Genomic DNA, 19,835 nt, shown 5'->3' with positions numbered 1-19,835 from the left:
TCAATCCTCCCGAAGGGCGGCGCTCAGGGCTTTCCCCAGTGCCTCATCCATGTGATAGGGGTCAGGCAGATAGCGCAGGCTGCCGTCCTCCATCACCTGCACGGTCCAGTAGCCGAGGATCACCTGCGGGCCATTCCTGACCCGGATCTCATGGGTTTTTCCGGTGGCTTGCAGTTTGCGGATGCGTTCCCGCTCGCTGGCGTCCAGGTTATCGAATAGATAATCCGCCAGTTCCGTTGCCTGCTCCACCCGCACACAGCCGGAGCTGACATTCCGCGCAGCCCGTTCGAACAGCGACCGGCTGGGCGTATCGTGGAGGAATACGGCAAAGGGATTTTCGAAGCGGAATACCATGGCCCCGAGCGGGTTCTCTGGCCCCGGTGGTTGACGCAACAGCACACCCTGGGGGTTGTACCAGTCGATATCCGCCGGATTCAACCGGTTGCCCTGGTAATCCAGCACCTGCAGATTGCGCTCGGCAAAGTAGGCCGGATTGCTGCGGATCTGTGGCAGTTTATCCTTGCGGAAAATGGTTGGCGGAATGGTCCAGCTGGGATTGAGGGTAACCCGGTTGATGCGCGATACCATCAGCGGGGTGGCTCGGTCGGCGGTGCCCGATTGCACCCGGGACACCCAGCGAACATCGTTGCCCTGGAGTACGACCGCGGTGCTGCCGGCCGAGTTGACCAGCAACACATGTTGATCCCGCCTGGCCTCCAACCAGCGCAGGCGTTCCAGGTTGATGAGTACCTGTAGCCGACGCTCTTGGGGGGTAACGTTCAGCGCTGCCACCGTCTGCCGACCGACAATGCCGTCGCTTTGCAAACCATGGGCGACCTGGAATGCCCGGACTGCTTGTTGCAGTGGACTATCGTAGCTCAGCGGCTGAGCGCGTACCGGTTCAGCAACCGAGCTGATCGGGTCGGTGAGTGGGCCGGCAGAAGGGTCTTCCCATGGCAGAAAACCTTCCAGCATGAGCCGCTGGGCCAGTTGGGGCAGACGCTGATCAGTCGCTCCCGGCTTGATCGACGGGCCCTCGGGAAAGGCAGTAAAGATCACCGGTTCGCGGTCCATCTGTCGGTAGGCGCGGCGTAGTTCCACGTATTGGGGCAGAGTGGGGCGAGCATGATCGAATGCGCGGGAGATATCTGCTAGCCCATAGCGGCCCAGTTCTGCAACGGTCGGCTCCACTGGTGGCGGATAATCCTTCGGGTGCCACATGGGTTCATGGTCTTCGGGATCCAGACGGCCGCGGCTCAGATGCTCCAATGCTTGCAGATAAGCGCCGGTCACCCGCAGTTCTGCACAGACATCTTCGGGCGGGTCGGTAAAGGCAAGAGCATATTCCCGCGGCTTCAGCCCATCGGTCGCCAGCTCGAGCAACTCCTCTTGCAGGCTTTGCAACCGCTCTTCTTGTTGCCAGATGGAAATGTAGCCATTGACCTCGTAGAGCTGCTCCAGGGCCTCGCCGGTTGGCATGCTGCGCAGTTCCGGCAACCCTTCGCACTGCAGGGCAGTGCCGTGCATCAAGCTCTCCTGGATGGGCGTCAATGCAACCTTGACGGTGAATTCTGCCTTGGCGGGTACCGCGGTCCAGCAAAGGCAACTGACGAATAGCACTGTACATTTTTTGAGCAACAGGTAATCTCCCACTCACAATTTGGGGGGCGCTTCCATTCATCCGGCCTTGATGCAGTATAGGCAACGCCACGCGTGGTTTTTCAAAGAAGCCGGGTAGCGACCTGTTTTTCCAGCTTTTTTGTTGGCTCAGTTTCTTTGAGTCGAGGGGTTATTTGATGTTCGATTGTCTACGCCGCGTTGGCGTATTGACTGCTGCCTGTCTTGCACTTGTGGGCGGCCCCGGTGCCGCCATGGAAACCGCCATCACCCATCCACCTGCGCAACCTTATACGCAGACCACCCTGGCCAGCACGCTGGCTACCCAGGCACCCGAGCTGAATCCGCAGGTGCTGCTGACGGCCGTCTCGGCCATGCAGTGTGCTGTCAACAGCGGCGCCGAGCCTGCCAAGCGTCTGGCTGTCATCGATTTTTCTCTGCCGTCTACCGAGCAGCGCATGTGGATCTTCGATCTGCAGGCCAGGACGTTGGTGCTGCAGGATTTGGTCGCCCACGGCCAGGGCTCGGGCGATAACCTGGCGAGCAACTTCTCCAATATCGAGGGCAGCCATCAGTCGAGCATCGGCCTGTTCCGCACCCAGGAAAGCTACTTCGGCAAGCACGGCTATTCCCTGCGCATGGATGGCCTGGAGCCGGGCATCAATGACCTGGCCCGCCAGCGGGCGATCGTCATTCATCCCGCCGATTATGTTGATCCCAGCTGGATCGAGCGCCATGGCCGCATCGGTCGCAGCCATGGTTGCCCGGCGGTACGCCCGGAAGTGGCGAGCATGGTGGTGGATAGTCTGAAGGGCGGCCAGTTCATGTTTTCCTGGTATCCGGATGATCATTGGTTGGCCACTTCGTCGTTCATCAATTGCCCGGTCACTGATGACAGCAATATGCTGGTGTCGGCCCGCTGAAGCGCCCTGCAGACCGGCAATGGCGTGATGGCCAGTTGCCGGTTTGTCATCAAATTGCAACCCATTTTCCCTAGCATGCAACGCACATTCGGTACTTGGTGTGTTGCCCCCCATGAAGATATCCACCCGCTTGATGCTGGGCTCGTCCTTGTTGACGATCCTGGCTGTTGTCGTTTCTTCCGGCATTACCGGATGGCTGGCGCTCGATCGCAGCAGCGAGGCGGTAGGGCGCACCGTCGAGCAGCAGTTCATGGCGGTGGCGGCCGGTCGCCAGGGCAGCGTCAGCAGTCAGCTGCAGAGCCATCATGATCTGCTTCTATCGGTGGCCAACAGTCGTATGACCCAGGAAGCCATCTACGGCTTCGTTCGCCCTTTCGTTTCCTACCGCTACGAGGTCACCTCGCCGAAGCTGGAGCAGTTGCAGCAGAGCATGGGCGACTGGTACTCGGAACATTACCAGCCGATCTACCACGAGCGGACCCGGGGCGAAACGGCACCTGTCGCTGATTGGCTGGCGGCCATCCGGCTGGAAGGATTGCTGTTACAGCAGGCCTATATGGCAAACAATCCCAACGGGGCCGAGCAGTTGGGTGAAATGATCGATCCGCAGGACGCGACCATCTACGGCCAGCAGCACCTGCGCTATCAGGCCAGCTTCCGGGAAATCGCCACTCGCTATGGTTACCACGATCTGATGTTGGTCGACGCGGCCAGCCATGACGTGATCTACAGCGTCAACAAGGGGCCGGTATTCGCCAGCTCGCTGAAGGACGGACCTTTCGCCCAGACTGCGCTGGGTGAGCTGGTTGCGGAGATGGCTGCTGCTCCCTGGCCTGATCAGTTCAGCGTGTCGCGCTTTTCCTTGTTTGCCGGCCATTTCGACGAGCAGGTCGTGTTTTTCGGGGTGCCGGTGCAGCATCCGGTCTACAGTCCGGACAAGCCCCTCGGTTATCTGGTGGTGCAACTGCCCGCCGAACGCTTCACGGCGCTGATGACCGCCGACGGTAACTGGCAGGATATCGGCCTGGGTGTCACCGGCGATGCCTATCTGGTTGCACCGGACGGGCGTCTGATTACCGAGCCGCGGCCGGTGCTGACCCAGCCCGAACAGACGCTCGGCAAGCTGGACCTTTCCGCCCAGCAACCCGACATGCAGGCGGATATGCAGCGGCATCAGGCGCTGAGCGGCCGCTATCGCTTCGACAGCCCGGCGGTACAGCGCGCCGTTGCCGGCGAATCCGGTCTGGGACAGATGACCAATCCCTTCGGCACGACCGTGCTGATGAGCTGGCAGCCCCTGCAGGTTGGCGACACCACCTTCGCGCTGATCACCGAGCAGTCGCTGGAGGAAAGTTACGGAGCCGTGGGTGCCATGCGCAGCGAGATCATGCTGAGTATCCTGCTGGCAGTGTTGGTTATGGGCTTGATCGCCGCAGGAGCATCCTGGCTGTTGACGCGAATGGTGGCCAACCCGCTGGGCCGGCTGTCGGCTTCGATCACCGCCATCGTGCATCAGCGCGACATGACTGGACGCATGCCCGATCGCGGCAATGATGAGATCGGCGCCATCTCCCAGGCCCTGAATCAACTGTTCGAAACCTTCGCTGGCCTGATCACCCGCATCCGTTCGACCTCGCAGCAGACTGCCGACGCGGCCACCCGCAACGTCAGCACCAGTCAGCAATGTCGGGATGTCGCGCTGCAGCAGCGTAAGGCGCTGACCGAACTGGATGCCGAATCTACCGCGCTGCAGGAGTCCATTCGTGATGTGGCGCGGCTGGTCGGCGAGTCGGCAAGCAAGGCGCGGCAGGCCGATCAGAGCGCCGAGCAGGGTTACGACTCGGTCTCCGGAGTCAGCCGCATGATTCAGCAACTGGCCGGCGAGGTGACCAGTTCCTGCGACAGCATGGAGCAATTGCAGCAGGCCGCGGGCGATATTGTTTCGGTGCTGGATACCATCGAAGGCGTAGCCGAACAGACCAACCTGCTGGCATTGAATGCCGCTATCGAGGCGGCCAGGGCAGGGGACCAGGGACGCGGGTTCGCGGTGGTGGCCGATGAGGTGCGGCGCCTGTCGCGCAGCACCCAGGACGCCACCGGGCAGATTCAGGCCATGTTGGACCGGCTTCGCAGCACCGTCAGTGAAGCCGCGTTGGGCCTGGCCCAGGAGCAGGATACGGCCGCGCAATGCTTGCGGGGCGCCTCCCAGGCGGAGTGCCTGCTGGTAGCCATCCGCGATCAGGTGGCGGACATTACCCGCGCCAGTGGCGAGATCGACACTGCCATCATGGAAGAAAGTCACCGGGCGCAGCGTATGGGCGACAAGCTCGCGGGTATCCATGTGCAGTCGCAGAAGACCGCCGAAGCCATGACCGAATTGACCACCAGTGCCCAGACCCAGCAACAGCTCGCCGTTCAGGTGCAGCAGGCTGCGGCAGAGTTCAAGGTTTAATCACTTCCCCATTCTCACCGTACTGCTGAGCAAGACGCAGCAGAAGCGGAGAAAAGGCGGCAGCCCCTTTACGAGCTTGGAACCGAGAGTATCACCGGCTTCCGGTTCGATATCCAGAGTGCCGCCTGGCTGACAGAAATCGCGCGTAGTTGTGAGGTGGGTCACAATATTTAATTAATCCATTCCGAGACAGTTGTTGATTTTGATCTCTCTGTCGCATAGAGTACTTTACAAAATAACAACAAAGAGATCCGGTATGACCACTACCGTTGAAGAGGCCGCCCAGGCGCTGCGTGAAATTGATTTGATCCGGCATCGCGCCGCCGGCTTCCAGGATTATCAGGCCGAATCCGGACAACTGCTACTATGGGGGCTGGCCTATGTCGTCGGATTTGCCCTCACCGCCTGCTTCCGCGATTACCTGATCCCAATCTGGATAGTGGTCGTTTTCGTCACCATAGGCGTCGGCACCTGGATGGCCAGCCGTACCGGTGCCGACGGAGCCCGCGTCGCCTGGCGTTATCTGGCCGTCATCGGGACCTTTCTGCTGTTCTGCCTCGCCCTCAATATCATCTTCTGGCCCCTCACGCCGGAGCAGGGCACCATGCTTGCGCCCATGTTGCTGGCGACCCTGTACATTCTGCGCGGTATCCAGTTGCGGCCGCGCTATATGGTCATCGGTTTGCTGCTCGGCATCCTGTGCCTGGGTGGCTATCTCTTGTTACTCCCGGTGTTCTGGCCCTGGATGACGCTCGCCTGCGGGGGCACTCTGATCGTCTCCGGCCTCTGGCTCAGGGCGTTGTGATGCAGACACCGGATGAAATCATTCACCAGCCGGTCCGGCTGAAGGTCATGGCCGCGCTGAACACGCTGGATGCGGGGAAGTGGCTCGAGTTCGTGGCGCTGCGCGCCATCGTCGAGGCTACCGATGGCAACCTCGGCGCGCATCTCACTACGCTGGAGAATGCGGGTTACGTGCTGGTCAAAAAGGATTTCGCCGGCCGCAAGCCCCGCACCCGGGTATGTCTCAGCGCCCAAGGTCGTACTGCCTTCAGCCGTTATGTCATGGCGCTGCAGGCCATTCTCGCTCCCCTGAATCCGGATGCCTCTGGCTTCGACAACAACCAATAACAACAAACGAGGTTCACATGGAAATCAATAAACTTCGATCGCGGGCGGGTAGCTGGCAGGCAAGGCTGCGGCTGATGAGTCTATTGACGCTACTGGGTATAGCTGGCCTGACCGGCGGTCTGGCATTGGCCCAGACACCTGCCGCTACCGTCAACCCAGCGGTACAACAATCCGGCGATAGTGTCGCTCCTGCGGACATCGCTGCCGCCGAGCCCTTCGCGGGGACCGTTGTTGAGCGCTTTGGTGTGCGCGAGATGTTCGTTCAGGCCGACCTGGTCGTGAAGTCGGTCATGCTATTTCTGGTGTTCTGTTCGCTGCTGACCTGGGCGATTCTGTTCGAGAAGCTCTGGGCCTTCTCTACCGCCAGACGACGTAACCGGGCATTCATTAATGCCTTCCGCCACCGGGATACCGCCCAGCTGACCGAGCAGGCCAGCTGCAGTGCGGTCGGTCGCATCTGGCAGGCAGCACAGGCTGAGCTGAAGCATTTCGATCATCACCGGGGCAGCAACGTCACGGCTGATCAGATCAATCGCTTGCTGCAACGCATGTCGCTGAGCGCGAGCGTGGTGCAGGAAGGGGACCTGTCCCGGCTTGGGGCCATGATGGGCGTGTTGGCGACCATCGGGGCGACGGCGCCTTTCATTGGTCTGTTCGGTACGGTCTGGGGGATTCTCAACAGTTTCGCGGGTATCGCCACCATGAAGACCGCGAGCCTGGCGGTGGTCGCCCCGGGAATTGCCGAGGCGCTATTGGCAACGGCACTGGGCCTGTTCGCCGCTATACCGGCGGTGATGATCTTCAACAAGTTTGCCCGCGACATCAACGGCTTCGTTGGCACGCTGGACAACTTCTGCGCCGAATTGCTGGCCACGGTGTCCCGGCAGATGGATGAGGCTCGCTGACCATGGCCATCCATCTTGATTCCGGACCGACGGTGAAGCGCCACAGCTACCAGCAGAACGCCGAGATGAACATCACCCCGTTTGTCGATGTGATGCTGGTGCTGCTGATCATCTTCATGGTGGCGGCGCCGCTGGCTACTGTGGATGTGCCGGTGGACCTGCCCAGCAATGACGCAGCGTCGAATGTGCCGCCGACCGATCCCGTCTATATCAGCGTCCAGGCCGATGGCCGTCTGTTCGTGCAGGAACGGTTGGTGGCATTCGAAGAGCTGGGTGCTGCGACCCATGGTGCAACGGGGCAACGGCTGGATACCCGGCTATTCCTGCGCGGCGACCAGGCAGTGGATTACGGCACCCTGATGCGGGTAATGAACCAGTTGCAGAAATCCGGCTACCCACGCATCAGCCTGGTGGCCATGGAAGAGCTGGTGCCCTGATGCAGGCTCACCGCGCAAACCCGCAGCGGGCCTGGCCGATACGCTTGCTGGTAATCGGGCTATCCATTGGGCTGCATGCGGCCCTGGTGGTCTGGTTGATGGGCAGCCGATTCAGTCATCCGATAGTGCCGCAGTCGCAGGTGGTCGCTATCGAACTGGTATCTCCGGTAAAGCCCGAACCGGCCCCTGAGCCCGAACCCGAACCAGAGCCTGAGCCTGAGCCTGAGCCAATAGCTGAGCCGGAACCAGCACCCCAACCTCAGCCCCAGGCTGTAGCGCGAGAACCGGCGCCGGCACGGCCGGCAACCCCGCAGCGCAGCGGGCCGCCAGTGCATTCCTTCGGCGATAACCAGGACTGGGCAGCGCCGGCCCCCACGCCCATGGAAAGCCTGGTTGCGGCCCGAGGGCGGCCGGTCCCCTCCGGCTATGCCGATACGGTCAAGGGGCGGGTCACCGCACGTCTCCAGCGTCCGGAAGGATCGGTATACAAACCGCCACCGGGGTACAAGGGCGATCCCAATGACTTTAAGCGCCAATGTTATATCCCCTATGAAATTACCGTCGACGCCAGTGGCCGGATGTTGAGTTACGAAATTGATCGCTGTGGTGATGAGTTGCTCGACGCTGCGGCCGAGCAGGCCGTACGCGGCGCGGGGCCGTTTCCGCCGCCACCCAATCAGGGAGCCGAGAAATATGTCATCTATGGCACCGCCATCTTCATCAAATAACATCGTTGCAGGGAAGGACTGAGAACATGCCGGTAACAACCCGTTTTTCTTGCACCCTGATTGCCGCAGCGTTGCTGGGAGGCTGTGCCGCCCCAGTGCCGCCGAAGCCACCCATCGATACCACTCCCAAGGCCCGCCCGGCAGTGCAGCAGACCCGAGCCAGCTTTGCTTGTACCGGGGCCTTGCCGGCGGTGCATCGGCAGATCTGTGCCGACGATGCTCTGGCCCAGATGGACAAGGCGTTGGTCCAGAAGCAGCACCGTCTGCAACATGAGCTGGACCCGGTAGGCAGCCTGCTGCTGGCGGCAAATCATCGACAATGGCTGCTGAGCCGAGGCGAGCAATGCGCGGTTACAATGGATACCGAGACCAACGAGCAACTGCGCCATTGTCTGACCGGGTTGTACCAGCAGCGGCGCCGCGCACTGGATAGCTGGCCGCCGGCCAGCCCCACTTCCGGTAGTGACTCCCATGCCCTGGCCAGCTACGCCGAATACCGTCTGGTGGACAATCGAGACACCGGCGTGTGCGAGCAGACCGGTGCCGAACTGAACCGGGATCTGCGCCGCCATGGCCTGCCGTCACCGGCGCGCCTGGATAACGTAACGCTGATCGCCGGCAGCCACGCTCAGGTGCCGCAGGCGAGTGTCGACGGGCACCAGATCAGGGTTGAGCTTTATAACGCCGGGCTCTACGCCGGCTACCAGACCCGCGCCCGCGGCCTCAGCGTGGATGGCCAGCCGCTGTTGGACGATGCGACTCTGCCGTTCTGGATCGCCGAGCAGCCCAACTACGGAGGGCGTGCTCATGCGGCCTCATCGCAGACCGGCGATTACGGGACCATCGATGTATTTCGCCGGGGCGGGCAGGCCTACGTGCTGGTCAACGAAACCTGGGGCTTCTATTCGCCGGCAGCGCGGGGTGAGTCGGCCTACGCCGGGTTGTATCGACTCGATGGCGCTACCCTGCAACCGCTGTGCCTGTACCAGACCTATCTTACGCCGCCGCGGACCAATACCATGGCCGGGTTGGCAGCCTATTCCAGCCTGGAAGCCGAGCTCAACGACATCGCCGGCGATCCACTACCGGCCATGGCCCAGCATGAACGCCGCGACGCCTTTCAGGCTTGGAAGGAGGTGCAGTGGACGCTGCTGAATCTGCCATTGCTGGGAACCGACGCCCTGCAGCGATACGGCCGGGAAGCGGCGCTGCACCAACGCCAGGACCAGGCGCTGGAGGCGTTGTTCGATTGGTCCGAGCGCAACCTGACCAACAAGCAGATCTATCGGCGGGTGATGCCGATGATCCAGCCGGCCTGGCAGGTGCTGCAGCAGATGTTCCTCGGCCAGGGGCTGAGCGAAGCGCAGGCGCGCATTGCAGCGGATCTGCTGTTGCATGAAACTCTGGCCCGTGCCATGGAGAGCCTTGCTCCACCGACCCAGCCGGTGGCGCTGCCGCTGGCTGCCCATGCAAGCTATAACCCGCGCTACGCCATGGCGCCCGCTCCGGGTGATCTTGAGCGCGGGCGCCAGTTTGCCACGCTGCACAGCGTGCTGCTGAACAACGCACCGGCGCCAGTGGTGCGGGATTTCATCGGCTACGAATCGAATACCCTCGGCCTGCGCCGCGGTCTCGGGCCCGACGATTCGCCGGCGATAATGGCGGCGGTTCTGCGTCCGGATAATCTGCAGTTGTTGCTGACTGCCGGTTTCGACGCCGATCAACGCAACCGCTCGGGCAAGACCGCGCTCATGAGCGCTGCCGAGCACAACCAAGCCGAGAGCGTGAGACTGTTGCTGGACCATGGCGCCAATGTGCATGGGCAAACCCAGCTGCGCCCAACCATGGGCGTCGGCGGCCCGGAGCGGCGCGAGGCCGGACAGGGCCGGCAGACCGCTCTGCTGTTGGCTGCCGCTAGAGCGGATCGGAGGGTTATCGAGCAACTGATCGCCGCCGGTGCGACGATCCTGGCTTGGGATGACTACGACCGGCAGGTGTGTCAGGCGATGCAGGGCAACGACACCTTGGACACCACCGAACGGGACCGCCTTCGCGATAGCCTGTGCGGCGGCTACGCTGCATTGCCAGCCGCTGAGCGGCAGCCGGTTGATGTACGCCAGGGCGATGTTCTGCAACATCAAGTCGATGGGGCGGAATACCGCATCAGCCTCAAGGAGCGTCCGGCGGCGATGTTATTCAGTCGGCCACTGGAAACCAGACCCACTGATCTCGACAAGCAGCTGCGCTCGTTGGCCATAAAGATCGGCACCGTGGCGGTGCGACGCGGTGGCATGCAGCTGACCGGGCCGCTGACGCTGCATGTTGCCGATCTGGCGGGTAATTCGGCCAGTTCGTTGAGGTTGAACGTCGGTTTCCCGGTCTCGGCCAATGGCGGGTACGTAAGCGGATACGCGCTGCTCAACCAGCCTGCGGCCACTGTACTGAGTGTCATTTTCGACAGCGAGCGCAATGACGTTGCCGGCACTTGGCGCGCACTGTATGTCGCCGCCCAGGCGCAGAATCTGGTGCCAGGCAACCAAGGGTACATAGTGCTGCATACCCGCGGTCGACGAGCCACCGAGTATCAGCTGGTTGTGACGGATTAACGCTGCAACCCAGCCGCTGCTAGAATGACCGCTATTCAAGTCAGACATGGCGGAGCAGGGTGAAGACAGCTATCTGGAAGATGGGGGCGGTGATCTGTGCGCTGGTGATGCTGGCCGGATGTGCGATCTCGTTGCCGCAGCAGAACCTGCCGCCCAGCTTTGCCAAGGCGCCGAATCTCGATTCGGAAATCGGCCGCTACGTTCAGGCTCATCAACCGGAGAATAGCAGCGAGCTGTCCGGCTTCACCTTGGTGCAGAGGGGAACCGATGCCCTTGCCGCACGCCTGGCCATGATCGACCGGGCCGAACACAGTTTGGATCTGCAGTACTACATCTATCGTGGTGATGTCACCGGTGGCCTGATCGCCGAGCGCTTGCTTGACGCTGCGGACCGGGGTGTTCGCGTTCGGCTGCTGCTGGACGATATCGGCAGCGGCCTGCGTGACTTTGACGTCGCTACGCTCAATCACCACCCAGGCATCCAGGTGAAGCTCTTCAACCCGGTCACGCTGCGTGGCAAGGTGCTGAAGTATTTCAGCAAGATCGGTGAGTTCGGGCGTATCAACTACCGCATGCACAACAAGCTGATGGTGGTGGATAGCCAGATGTTCATTACCGGCGGCCGCAATATCGGTGATGAGTATTTCTCCCTCAGCACCATGGACTTTCAGGATATCGATATTCTCGGGATGGGGCGGATCACCCGGGAGGTGGTGCGCAGTTTCGATGATTACTGGAATGCCAATGAGTCGGTGCCTGTGGAAAGCATGTTCCGCCGTACGGGAAAACAAGCCGGTGCCCGCCTGCGCGCGCAGCTTGAGACTCTCAGGGAGCGACATGCCGGCAGTGATTACCTCCAGGCGGTGGCCGAGTCGCCGTTCACCCAGGCCCTGCATGACGACCGGATCAATTGGCACTGGGGCACCGCCGAATGGTTGACCGACCCACCCACCAAGGCCGACCCGGGGCATGCCACCAACCAGATGCCTATCCTCGCGCGCAAACTGGCCATGCATGCACGTAAAAGTGAGGAAGAGCTGCTGCTGATGTCGGCTTATTTCATTCCCGGCTCCAGCGGTCAGGTATTCCTGCTCGATATGGTCGAGCATGGGGTGGACGTCGGCGTTCTGACCAACTCATTGGCGACCACTGATGTACTCGCCGTGCACAGTGGCTATGCCAGTTACCGCAAGCCGCTGCTCAAGGGCGGTGTACGTATATGGGAGCTGCGTGTCCAGGCTGCTCAGCAGGAGCGGACCAGTGCCTTTCTCGGGGAATCCCTGGCGAGCCTGCACGCCAAGGCGTTCGTATTTGATCGCCAGAAAGTCTTTGTCGGCTCGGTGAATCTCGATCCACGCTCGATAGTGCTCAATACCGAGGCTGGCGTGCTGGTGCATCAGCCCGAACTCGCGGTCGAACTCGCCAACCTGTTCATCCATTGGACTTCCAACGACTTCGCCTTCGAATTACAGCTCAGCGACAACGACGAAATTCGCTGGACGACAGCCGAAAAGACCTGGACCAGTGAGCCCCATGCCAGCCGCTTCCGCAGAGCTGCGGCGTGGATGCTGGGTTGGCTGCCGATCGAAGGACAACTCTGACATGCTGCGTACCTTTCTGCTCTCTCTGACCACGCTCGTCATGCTACTCAGCAGTGTATGGGCTCTGCTGGCGCTGTGGTTTCAGGCTCCGGGAGGCGGGCTTGGCCGTTATGGGTTGTCGATGCTGTGGTTGTGCGGTCTGTTTGCCCTGTTGTATTGGGGATGGGTGGGAGGCTCCTGGTGGCAGAGCATCCTGGCATATATCTTTATGTTTGCCGTGTTGGCAGTGTGGTGGGGGAGCATAAAACCGAGCAACCAGCGTGACTGGGCTGATGATCTGACCCACATCACCACGGGCTCGGTGGAGGCGCGACGTGTCACACTGCAGCATGTGCGCAACTTCCACTGGCGTAGCCAGGAAGATTACGATGTGCGTTGGGAAAGTCGGGAATATGACCTGTCCCGGCTGCGCTCAGTGGACATGATCACCTCCAACTGGGGATTTCCTGCCATCTCTCATGTGCTGGTGTCTTTTGGTTTTGAGGGCGGTGAGCATGTGGCGTTTTCAGTGGAGATCCGTCGGGAGAAGCATGAAACCTTTTCCGAGCTGGGTGGTTTTTTCAAACAGTTCGAGCTGAGCATCATCGCGTCCGACGAGCGTGATGTGGTGCAGGTGCGCAGTAATGTGCGCCATGAAGACCTTGAGCTGTACCGAATCAATCTCAGTCCGGCGGATGCGCGCGAGCTGTTTCGCTCCTTCGTCATCCAGGCTAATGAGCTCGCCGAGCATCCGCGGTTTTATCACACGGTGACTGGCAACTGCACGACCATCGTGTTTTCCATGATGAAGAAGATAGTCGATGGCCTGCCCCTGGATCACCGATTATTGCTGACCGGTTATCTGCCATCCTATGTCCACGAGGTGGGCGGCATGATGCCCGGTCTGTCCTTGCCGGAGCTGCAACGCCGAGGGGAAATCACCCAGCGCGCCCGCGACGCCGCCGATGATCCGGCCTTCTCGGCGCTGATTCGTCAGGGCGTGCCGGGCTGGGATTGAAGTTTTATGAAAGTGCAACTGTAGTGAGGTGAAGCATGAAGATCGGTATCCTTCAGTGTGATGATGTGAAAAGCAGTCTGCAGGTCAGCTATGGCAATTATCCGGAGATGTTTTCGGTATTGTTGCAGGAGCTGGTTCCTGACTGTGAATTACCGGTTTTCCGGGTTCTGGACGGGGAGTTGCCTGACTCGATCGATGCTTGCGATGCCTGGTTGATCACCGGCAGCAAATTCGGCGTCAATGATGATCTGCCCTGGATTGAAGCGCTATGTGAATTCGTGCGCACACTTTGGGAGCACGATGCCCCGCTGATCGGTGTGTGCTTCGGCCATCAAGTGATAGCCAAGGCGCTGGGCGGTGCGGTACAGAAGTCGGAGAAGGGGTGGGGCATCGGCATGTCGTTCAATCAGGTGATCGAGCGCAAGCCCTGGATGGAACCCTTCCAGCCCCATCTGGATCTGCTGGTCAGCCATCAGGACCAGGTGTCAATCCTGCCGCCCCAGGCCGAGGTGCTGGCGAGCAGCGATTTCTGTCCGTACTACCTGGTTCAATACGGGAATTGTTTCCTCAGTGTGCAGGGGCACCCGGAGTTCTGCGAGGGGTACTGTCGAGATCTGATGATCATGCGCCAACAGACCCTGCCGCCGGCTCGCCTGCGTGCCGGCATGGCTTCGCTCAGCGCTGAATCAGACAGTCTGTTGATGATGCGATGGATTGTTCGCTTCCTGCAGGAGGCAGGAGCAAGGTGATCAACCTGTCGAATACCGTTGAACTGGATGAAAACGAATTGGATATCAGTGCCATCCGCTCCCAGGGAGCGGGTGGGCAGAACGTCAACAAGGTATCCAGCGCAATTCATCTGCGCTTTGACATCCAGGCCTCAAGTCTGCCGGACTTCTACAAGGAGCGGCTGCTGCAGTTTCGCGATGCGCGTATCAACAAGGACGGCGTCGTGGTGATCAAGGCACAGCAATACCGTACCCAGGAAAAGAATCGGGAGGACGCGATCACGCGGTTGGTACAGTTGATTCAGGCGGCCACAGTGGTGGAGAAAGCACGGCGGCCAACCAGGCCGACCAAGGCTTCGCAAAAGCGCCGTGTGGACAGCAAGACTCAGCGCGGCAAGACCAAGTCACTGCGCGGCCGGGTGGAGGACTGACAGCTCAGTCGTCCTGTTCGGCCTGCAGCAGACGTTCGCGCCGAGCCTGTTCCTCGGCCTGGACCGCTTTTATCTCTTCCACCACGGCATCAATATCCGCTTCACCTTCCTCCTCGGCGAACTCACCGGTAAGCGCGGTATCCGCATCCAATTCGCCAGCCTCGTACAGAGACCACATTTCTTCAGCGTAGCGAGTGCTCAGCAGCGCCGGGGCATACTGGCCATAGTAGGCAGTCATGTTGCCCACATCCCGGCGCAGCATGCTGAAGGCATTGTTGTTGGCCGCGGCATCGACAGCCTGCGGCAGATCAATGATGACCGGGCCCCAGGCATCCACCAGAACGTTGAATTCTGATAGATCGCCATGCACCAGACCGACGCAGAGCATGCGCTTGACGTATTCCATGACCACCGCGTGGTCTTCCTCGGCTTGTTCGGCGGACATCGAGACATCATTCAGGCGGGGAGCGACCAGACCTTCGTCGTCGGTGACCAGCTCCATGAGCAACACGCCATCAAAACAGCCATAGGGTGTGGGTACGCGTACACCTGCGGCGGCCAGACGGTAGAGCGCATCGACCTCGGCGTTCTGCCAGGCGCTCTCCTGCTGTTCGCGGCCGAAGCGCGAACCCTTCTCCATGGCGCGGGCGCGGCGACTGCTACGCACCTTGCGGCCCTCCTGATACAGCACGGCCTGCTTGAAGCTGCGCTTGTCGGCTTCCTTGTAGACTTTGGCGCAGCGGATTTCATTACCGCAGCGGACGACATAGACAGCGGCTTCCTTGCCGCTCATCAAAGGCCGAATGACTTCGTCGACCAATCCATCGTCGACCAGAGGCTGAATGCGTGAGGGTATTTTCATAGCGACCTTATACCCTGATTTGCTTCAATTTATAATCCCCTTGGGCTTTTCAGTCGACCAGCGCCGCATACACCAGAGCCCGCAATTCCTGGCGAATCAGATAACTGGAGGAGGGGATCAGCTGGGTCATGAAAATAACCAGTAGATCCTCCTCGGGATCAATGAAGAAAGTGGTGCCGGCCATGCCACCCCAGCCGTATTCGCCAACGGAGCCGATGGTCTGAGATTTGGCGATATCGGTCTTCACCGCAAACCCCAACCCGAAACCGGAGCCATCGTAGGGCGTCTCACTGAAACCGCCGACTGACACGCTGGGAAGGTCGGTGCCGTTGGGCAAATGATTCAGGCGCATGAACTCCAGAGTCTTGTGACCGATAATGCGTGCGCCGTCCAGCTCACCTCCATTGGCCAGTGCCTGGGCAAAACGATAATAATCGCCGATGGTGGAAATCAACCCGCCGCCCCCGGACAAATAGCCATGACGTTTGGCGAAGTGCGACGATTGCGGATCATCCTGCAGACTGAAGGTGTCACCCGCCTGATATTGATAACAGGCCGCGAAGCGCGGCAGCTTGTCAGTCGGTACGGTGAAGAAGGTGTCCTGCATGCCCAGCGGCCGGAAGATATTCTTGGCAAAATAGTCATCCAGCGGCATACCGGACAACACCTGCACCAGGTAACCACATACGTCGGTTGCCAGGGAGTAGTTCCAGGCGCTGCCGGGCGAGAACTCCAGAGGCAGACGCGACAGCTCGTCGATCAGGCTTTCCAGGGTCAGTCCCGAGTGGCCGTCCAGCTTGAGCTGGCGATAGGCTGCGTCGATATTGGTACGGCAGGAAAATCCATAGCTCAATCCGGCTTGATGGGTAAGCAGATCCCGGATGGTCATGGCACGGACCGGCGCCCTGGTCACGAAGTTGGGATGGATACCCGACTGGTAGACCTGAAGGTCGCGCCAGGAGGGAATGTATTTGTGTACTGGATCATCAAGCAGAAAGCGCCCCTGTTCGTAGAGTTGCATCAGGGCGATAGAGGTGACGGGCTTGGTCATCGAGTAGATGCGGAACAAGGTATCACTGGTTGCTGGAATCGCACGCTCGACATCCATCAGACCCTGGGCCTTCTGCCAGACAATCTGGCCACGTCGTGCCACCAGGGTGGCGGCGCAGGGCAGTTTGCCGGGGTTCAGGTAGTTGTTTTCAAGATGGTCGGCAATGTGACTGAGCCGGTGCAGGTCCATACCGGCAAGAAGGGAAGAATCTGACATCGGAGTATCCATGGCAATCTGGGCAAAGGTCACTGGATAGTATCGCGAAAACGTCTGCAAAGGGCAGGGCAGGATAGGTATAGCCAGGGAAATCTTTTTTCTCCGAGGCACTTGCGCAACAGGAGTAGCAGGCGTAAAAATCGCACTCCAAAACGACTGAGGACTGCGATGAAATGAGCGACTCACCCTGTCTGAATTGTGGCGCTTGTTGTGCCACTTTCAGGGTTTCCTTCTACTGGGGCGAAAGTGATGAAGTGCCCGGGGGACTGGTTCCGCAACGACTGACCGAACAGGTGACTCCCCATTTGAGCTGCATGCAGGGGACCAATCAGCCATCGCCGCGCTGTGTCGCGTTGATGGGCAAGGTAGGGGATGGAGTACGCTGCAGTATCTATGAAAAACGATCAAGCACCTGCCGCGAATTCCCCTTTCACGGGGAAGGTGGTCAGGACAGCCCTGACTGTCAGCGCGCCCGGGCCTTGCACGGCCTGCCGCCGCTGCCGTCCAATCCCCATGGGCCAGGGCAGGAGCCGCCGGTAGCCGCCTGATTCGATGACCTCCAATAAAAAGCCCCGGCAAATTACTCTGCCGGGGCTTTTTGGTAGTGCAGTGACGGTTTGAGCTTACATATTCGGGTAGTTCGGTCCGCCACCACCTTCAGGAGCAACCCAATTGATGTTCTGGGCTGGATCCTTGATGTCGCAGGTTTTGCAGTGCACACAGTTTTGCGCGTTGATCTGGAAGCGTTTGCTACCATCATCGTTGCTCACAACCTCATACACACCAGCCGGGCAGTAACGCTGAGCTGGCTCATCATACATTGGCAGGTTGTACTCGATCGGAATGCTCGGATCAGTCAGCTTCAGGTGAACCGGCTGCACTTCTTCGTGGTTGGTATTGGATATGAATACCGACGACAGCTTGTCGAAGCTGAGCACGCCGTCCGGCTTTGGATAGGCGATTTTCTTTGCTTCGGATGCTTTCTTCAGTCGCTCGTGATCCGGCGTGGTGTCGCGCAGAGTGACCGGAATCTTGCCACCGAACCAGTTCTGGTCGATGTAGTTGAACGCGCCACCTGCCAGAACACCGAACTTGTGGATGGCCGGACCGAAGTTGCGTGAACGGAACAGCTCGTCATACAGCCAGCTGGACTTGAAGCTGTCGACGTAACCTGTCAGCTCATCACCACCTTCGCTGCCGGCTTTCAACGCCTCGACCACGGCGTCCGCGGCCAGCATGCCCGATTTCATGGCGGTGTGGCTGCCCTTGATCTTGGCAAAGTTCAGGGTGCCCAGGTCGCAACCGATCAGCGCGCCGCCGGGGAAGACCATCTTCGGCAGGGAGTTCAGGCCACCCTTGCAGATCGCGCGGGCACCATAGGAAACGCGCTTGCCGCCTTCCAGGTACTGCTTGATCACCGGGTGATGCTTGTAGCGCTGGAATTCATCGAAGGGCGACAGGTGCGGGTTGCTGTAGGACAGATCAACGATCAGGCCAACAACCACCTGGTTGTTCTCGATGTGGTACAGGAAGGAGCCACCGGTATTTTCGCTGCCGGTGATGTCCAGCGGCCAACCAGCGGTATGAACCACCAGACCCTGTTCGTGCTTGCTTGGGTCGATGTCCCAGATTTCCTTGATGCCGATACCGTAATGCTGGGCATCAGCGTCGGAAGCCAGATTGTAGCGCTTGATCAGTTGCTTGCCGATATGTCCGCGGCAGCCTTCGGCGAACAGTGTGTACTTGGCGCGCAGTTCCATGCCTGGGGTGTACATGCCGTCCTTCGGGTTGCCTTCACGGTCAACACCCAGGTCGCCGGTCAGAATGCCGTGAACCACGCCGTTCTCATCGATCAGCGCTTCCTGGGCAGCAAAGCCCGGGTAGACTTCAACACCGAGGTTTTCAGCCTGTTCCGCCAGCCAGCGGCACAGGTTGCCCAGCGAAATGATGTAGTTGCCTTCGTTGTGCATGGTTTTCGGCACAAAGAGGTCGGGCAGCTTGGTGGATTTTTCCTCGCTGGTCAGCATATAGATGTCATCACGCTTGACCGGGGTGTTCAGCGGAGCACCCAGCTCTTTCCAATCAGGAAACAGCTCTTCCAGGGCGCGGGGTTCGAAGACGGCACCGGACAGGATGTGGGCGCCGACTTCAGAACCTTTTTCAACTACGCAGACGCTGACCTCTTGACCGGCGTCGGCTGCTTGTTGCTTGATGCGGCAGGCGGCAGACAGACCAGCAGGGCCCGCTCCCACGATGACAACATCGAACTCCATGAATTCGCGTTCCACTATTTTTATCTCCTAACTCTTCGGCCGAATCGAAAATCGCTTTATTTTGAGATCTTCCGTGAATACATTGCCGCGCATTATATCAATCGCGCCTCTGCAAACCAGTGTAAAGATGTAAAGTTGCCACTTTTCAATACTACTTTTGCTGCATGGCTATTGACCCACCAAAAGAGCCTCGGCATGATAAGGGGCTTTACGAAAGACCGCATTTAGTCTCTTTGTGACTATAAGTTAATACGTGGTCACATTTCAAGACAGGCTTTGCCTGCAGTTACGCGACAACCACGCGAGAAGAATGAGGTAACCATGAAGGTACTAGTAGCGGTTAAGCGGGTCGTTGACTACAACGTCAAGGTTCGCGTCAAAGCGGACAACTCCGGCGTCGATCTGGCCAACGTCAAGATGTCCATGAACCCCTTCTGCGAAATCGCCGTGGAAGAAGCCGTACGCCTGAAGGAAAAAGGTGTCGCCACTGAGATTGTTGCCGTCACCGTCGGCCCGACCGCTGCCCAGGAGCAGCTGCGTACTGCCCTGGCACTGGGCGCCGACCGTGCCATTCTGGTCGAGTCCGCTGATGAGCTGAACTCCCTGGCCATCGCCAAGCTGCTCAAGGCGGTAGTCGATAAAGAACAGCCCCAGCTGGTCATCCTCGGCAAGCAGGCCATCGACTCCGACAACAACCAGACCGGCCAGATGCTGGCTGCGCTGAGCGGCTATGCCCAGGGCACCTTCGCTTCTGCCGTCAACGTTGAAGGCGAGAGCGTCAAGGTCACCCGTGAAATCGACGGCGGTCTGCAGACCGTTGATCTGAAACTGCCAGCCATCGTCACCACCGACCTGCGCCTGAACGAGCCACGCTACG

The 19,835-nt window shown here is 59.9% G+C and carries 17 protein-coding genes and 2 pseudogenes; 15 read left to right on the top strand and 4 right to left on the bottom strand.

Translation table 11 applies throughout. From position 1 onward, the window contains the following. The gene (locus tag INT39_RS16440; RefSeq protein WP_193075091.1) at positions 1-1,638 is read right to left on the bottom strand and encodes a L,D-transpeptidase family protein; all 1,638 of its coding nucleotides are present in this window, start codon (positions 1,636-1,638) and stop codon (positions 1-3) included. Between the two features lie 158 nt (positions 1,639-1,796). Here INT39_RS16440 and INT39_RS16435 point away from each other — a divergent pair, with 158 nt between their 5' ends. From INT39_RS16435 to arfB, 13 genes and pseudogenes are all read left to right on the top strand, one after another. Further along, on the top strand, positions 1,797-2,540 hold the full coding sequence (locus INT39_RS16435; RefSeq protein ID WP_193075090.1) for a murein L,D-transpeptidase catalytic domain family protein: 744 nt from the start codon (positions 1,797-1,799) through the stop codon (positions 2,538-2,540). A 112-nt stretch (positions 2,541-2,652) separates the two neighbouring features. Then, positions 2,653-4,125, top strand: a pseudogene (locus tag INT39_RS23035) (HAMP domain-containing protein); the annotation flags it as partial. Positions 4,126-4,464: 339 nt separating this feature from the next. Further along, positions 4,465-4,992, top strand: a pseudogene (locus tag INT39_RS23030) (methyl-accepting chemotaxis protein); the annotation flags it as partial. A gap of 256 nt (positions 4,993-5,248) precedes the next feature. After that, the gene (locus INT39_RS16425) at positions 5,249-5,797 is read left to right on the top strand and encodes a hypothetical protein (protein WP_193075088.1); all 549 of its coding nucleotides are present in this window, start codon (positions 5,249-5,251) and stop codon (positions 5,795-5,797) included. Continuing rightward, positions 5,797-6,123: a winged helix-turn-helix domain-containing protein gene (locus INT39_RS16420; protein ID WP_193075087.1), complete on the top strand. Its 327-nt coding sequence runs from the start codon at positions 5,797-5,799 to the stop codon at positions 6,121-6,123. Before INT39_RS16425 ends, INT39_RS16420 begins: the two co-directional genes overlap by 1 nt. A gap of 17 nt (positions 6,124-6,140) precedes the next feature. Continuing rightward, a complete protein-coding gene (locus INT39_RS22850) occupies positions 6,141-7,028 on the top strand; it encodes a MotA/TolQ/ExbB proton channel family protein (RefSeq protein ID WP_319021376.1) in 888 nt (295 codons plus the stop codon). Between the two features lie 2 nt (positions 7,029-7,030). Beyond that, complete coding sequence (locus INT39_RS16410) at positions 7,031-7,465, top strand: biopolymer transporter ExbD (protein ID WP_193075086.1); 435 nt, start codon at positions 7,031-7,033, stop codon at positions 7,463-7,465. Further along, complete coding sequence (locus INT39_RS16405; RefSeq protein WP_193075085.1) at positions 7,465-8,193, top strand: TonB family protein; 729 nt, start codon at positions 7,465-7,467, stop codon at positions 8,191-8,193. Before INT39_RS16410 ends, INT39_RS16405 begins: the two co-directional genes overlap by 1 nt. Before the next feature lie 26 nt (positions 8,194-8,219). After that, a complete protein-coding gene (locus tag INT39_RS16400; protein WP_193075084.1) occupies positions 8,220-10,799 on the top strand; it encodes an ankyrin repeat domain-containing protein in 2,580 nt (859 codons plus the stop codon). Between the two features lie 59 nt (positions 10,800-10,858). Continuing rightward, the gene (locus tag INT39_RS16395) at positions 10,859-12,400 is read left to right on the top strand and encodes a phospholipase D family protein (RefSeq protein WP_193075083.1); all 1,542 of its coding nucleotides are present in this window, start codon (positions 10,859-10,861) and stop codon (positions 12,398-12,400) included. Between the two features lies 1 nt (position 12,401). Beyond that, positions 12,402-13,397, top strand: a complete 996-nt coding sequence (locus tag INT39_RS16390; protein WP_193075082.1) for a DUF4105 domain-containing protein — start codon at positions 12,402-12,404, stop codon at positions 13,395-13,397. Positions 13,398-13,432: 35 nt separating this feature from the next. Beyond that, a complete protein-coding gene (locus INT39_RS16385; protein WP_193075081.1) occupies positions 13,433-14,146 on the top strand; it encodes a glutamine amidotransferase-related protein in 714 nt (237 codons plus the stop codon). Beyond that, entirely contained in the window at positions 14,143-14,556 is a 414-nt protein-coding gene (arfB, locus tag INT39_RS16380; protein WP_193075080.1) for an alternative ribosome rescue aminoacyl-tRNA hydrolase ArfB, read from the top strand. The genes INT39_RS16385 and arfB overlap by 4 nt, the downstream gene beginning before the upstream one ends. A gap of 4 nt (positions 14,557-14,560) precedes the next feature. On the opposite strand, the gene INT39_RS16375 is transcribed toward arfB, so the two are convergent. After that, entirely contained in the window at positions 14,561-15,418 is an 858-nt protein-coding gene (locus tag INT39_RS16375; RefSeq protein ID WP_193075079.1) for a PA4780 family RIO1-like protein kinase, read from the bottom strand. 49 nt (positions 15,419-15,467) lie between these two features. Then, positions 15,468-16,685 (bottom strand): serine hydrolase domain-containing protein, encoded by a 1,218-nt coding sequence (locus tag INT39_RS16370; protein ID WP_193075078.1) that lies wholly within the window; start codon positions 16,683-16,685, stop codon positions 15,468-15,470. A 173-nt stretch (positions 16,686-16,858) separates the two neighbouring features. Between INT39_RS16370 and INT39_RS16365 the strand changes: the two genes are divergently transcribed. Further along, a complete protein-coding gene (locus INT39_RS16365) occupies positions 16,859-17,233 on the top strand; it encodes a YkgJ family cysteine cluster protein (protein WP_193075077.1) in 375 nt (124 codons plus the stop codon). Between the two features lie 75 nt (positions 17,234-17,308). On the opposite strand, the gene INT39_RS16360 is transcribed toward INT39_RS16365, so the two are convergent. Beyond that, positions 17,309-18,973: an electron transfer flavoprotein-ubiquinone oxidoreductase gene (locus tag INT39_RS16360; RefSeq protein WP_193075076.1), complete on the bottom strand. Its 1,665-nt coding sequence runs from the start codon at positions 18,971-18,973 to the stop codon at positions 17,309-17,311. Between the two features lie 306 nt (positions 18,974-19,279). Here INT39_RS16360 and INT39_RS16355 point away from each other — a divergent pair. Continuing rightward, positions 19,280-19,835: electron transfer flavoprotein subunit beta/FixA family protein (locus INT39_RS16355; protein WP_193075075.1), on the top strand; the 556-nt coding region annotated here is incomplete at its 3' end.

This window comes from Pseudomonas sp. FME51, assembly GCF_014897305.1.
The sequence above is the reverse complement of the archived record's forward strand: the minus strand, read 5'-3'. Positions and strand labels throughout refer to the sequence as shown.

Bases quoted from the DNA above. Each gene is read 5' to 3' on its own strand.
- INT39_RS16435 (WP_193075090.1), top strand. From the start codon at position 1,797: ATGTTCGATTGTCTACGCCGCGTTGGCGTATTGACTGCTGCCTGTCTT.
- INT39_RS16425 (WP_193075088.1), top strand. From the start codon at position 5,249: ATGACCACTACCGTTGAAGAGGCCGCCCAGGCGCTGCGTGAAATTGAT.
- INT39_RS16420 (WP_193075087.1), top strand. From the start codon at position 5,797: ATGCAGACACCGGATGAAATCATTCACCAGCCGGTCCGGCTGAAGGTC.
- INT39_RS22850 (WP_319021376.1), top strand. From the start codon at position 6,141: ATGGAAATCAATAAACTTCGATCGCGGGCGGGTAGCTGGCAGGCAAGG.
- INT39_RS16410 (WP_193075086.1), top strand. From the start codon at position 7,031: ATGGCCATCCATCTTGATTCCGGACCGACGGTGAAGCGCCACAGCTAC.
- INT39_RS16405 (WP_193075085.1), top strand. From the start codon at position 7,465: ATGCAGGCTCACCGCGCAAACCCGCAGCGGGCCTGGCCGATACGCTTG.
- INT39_RS16400 (WP_193075084.1), top strand. From the start codon at position 8,220: ATGCCGGTAACAACCCGTTTTTCTTGCACCCTGATTGCCGCAGCGTTG.
- INT39_RS16390 (WP_193075082.1), top strand. From the start codon at position 12,402: ATGCTGCGTACCTTTCTGCTCTCTCTGACCACGCTCGTCATGCTACTC.
- INT39_RS16385 (WP_193075081.1), top strand. From the start codon at position 13,433: ATGAAGATCGGTATCCTTCAGTGTGATGATGTGAAAAGCAGTCTGCAG.
- INT39_RS16375 (WP_193075079.1), bottom strand. From the start codon at position 15,418: ATGAAAATACCCTCACGCATTCAGCCTCTGGTCGACGATGGATTGGTC.
- INT39_RS16370 (WP_193075078.1), bottom strand. From the start codon at position 16,685: ATGTCAGATTCTTCCCTTCTTGCCGGTATGGACCTGCACCGGCTCAGT.
- INT39_RS16365 (WP_193075077.1), top strand. From the start codon at position 16,859: ATGAGCGACTCACCCTGTCTGAATTGTGGCGCTTGTTGTGCCACTTTC.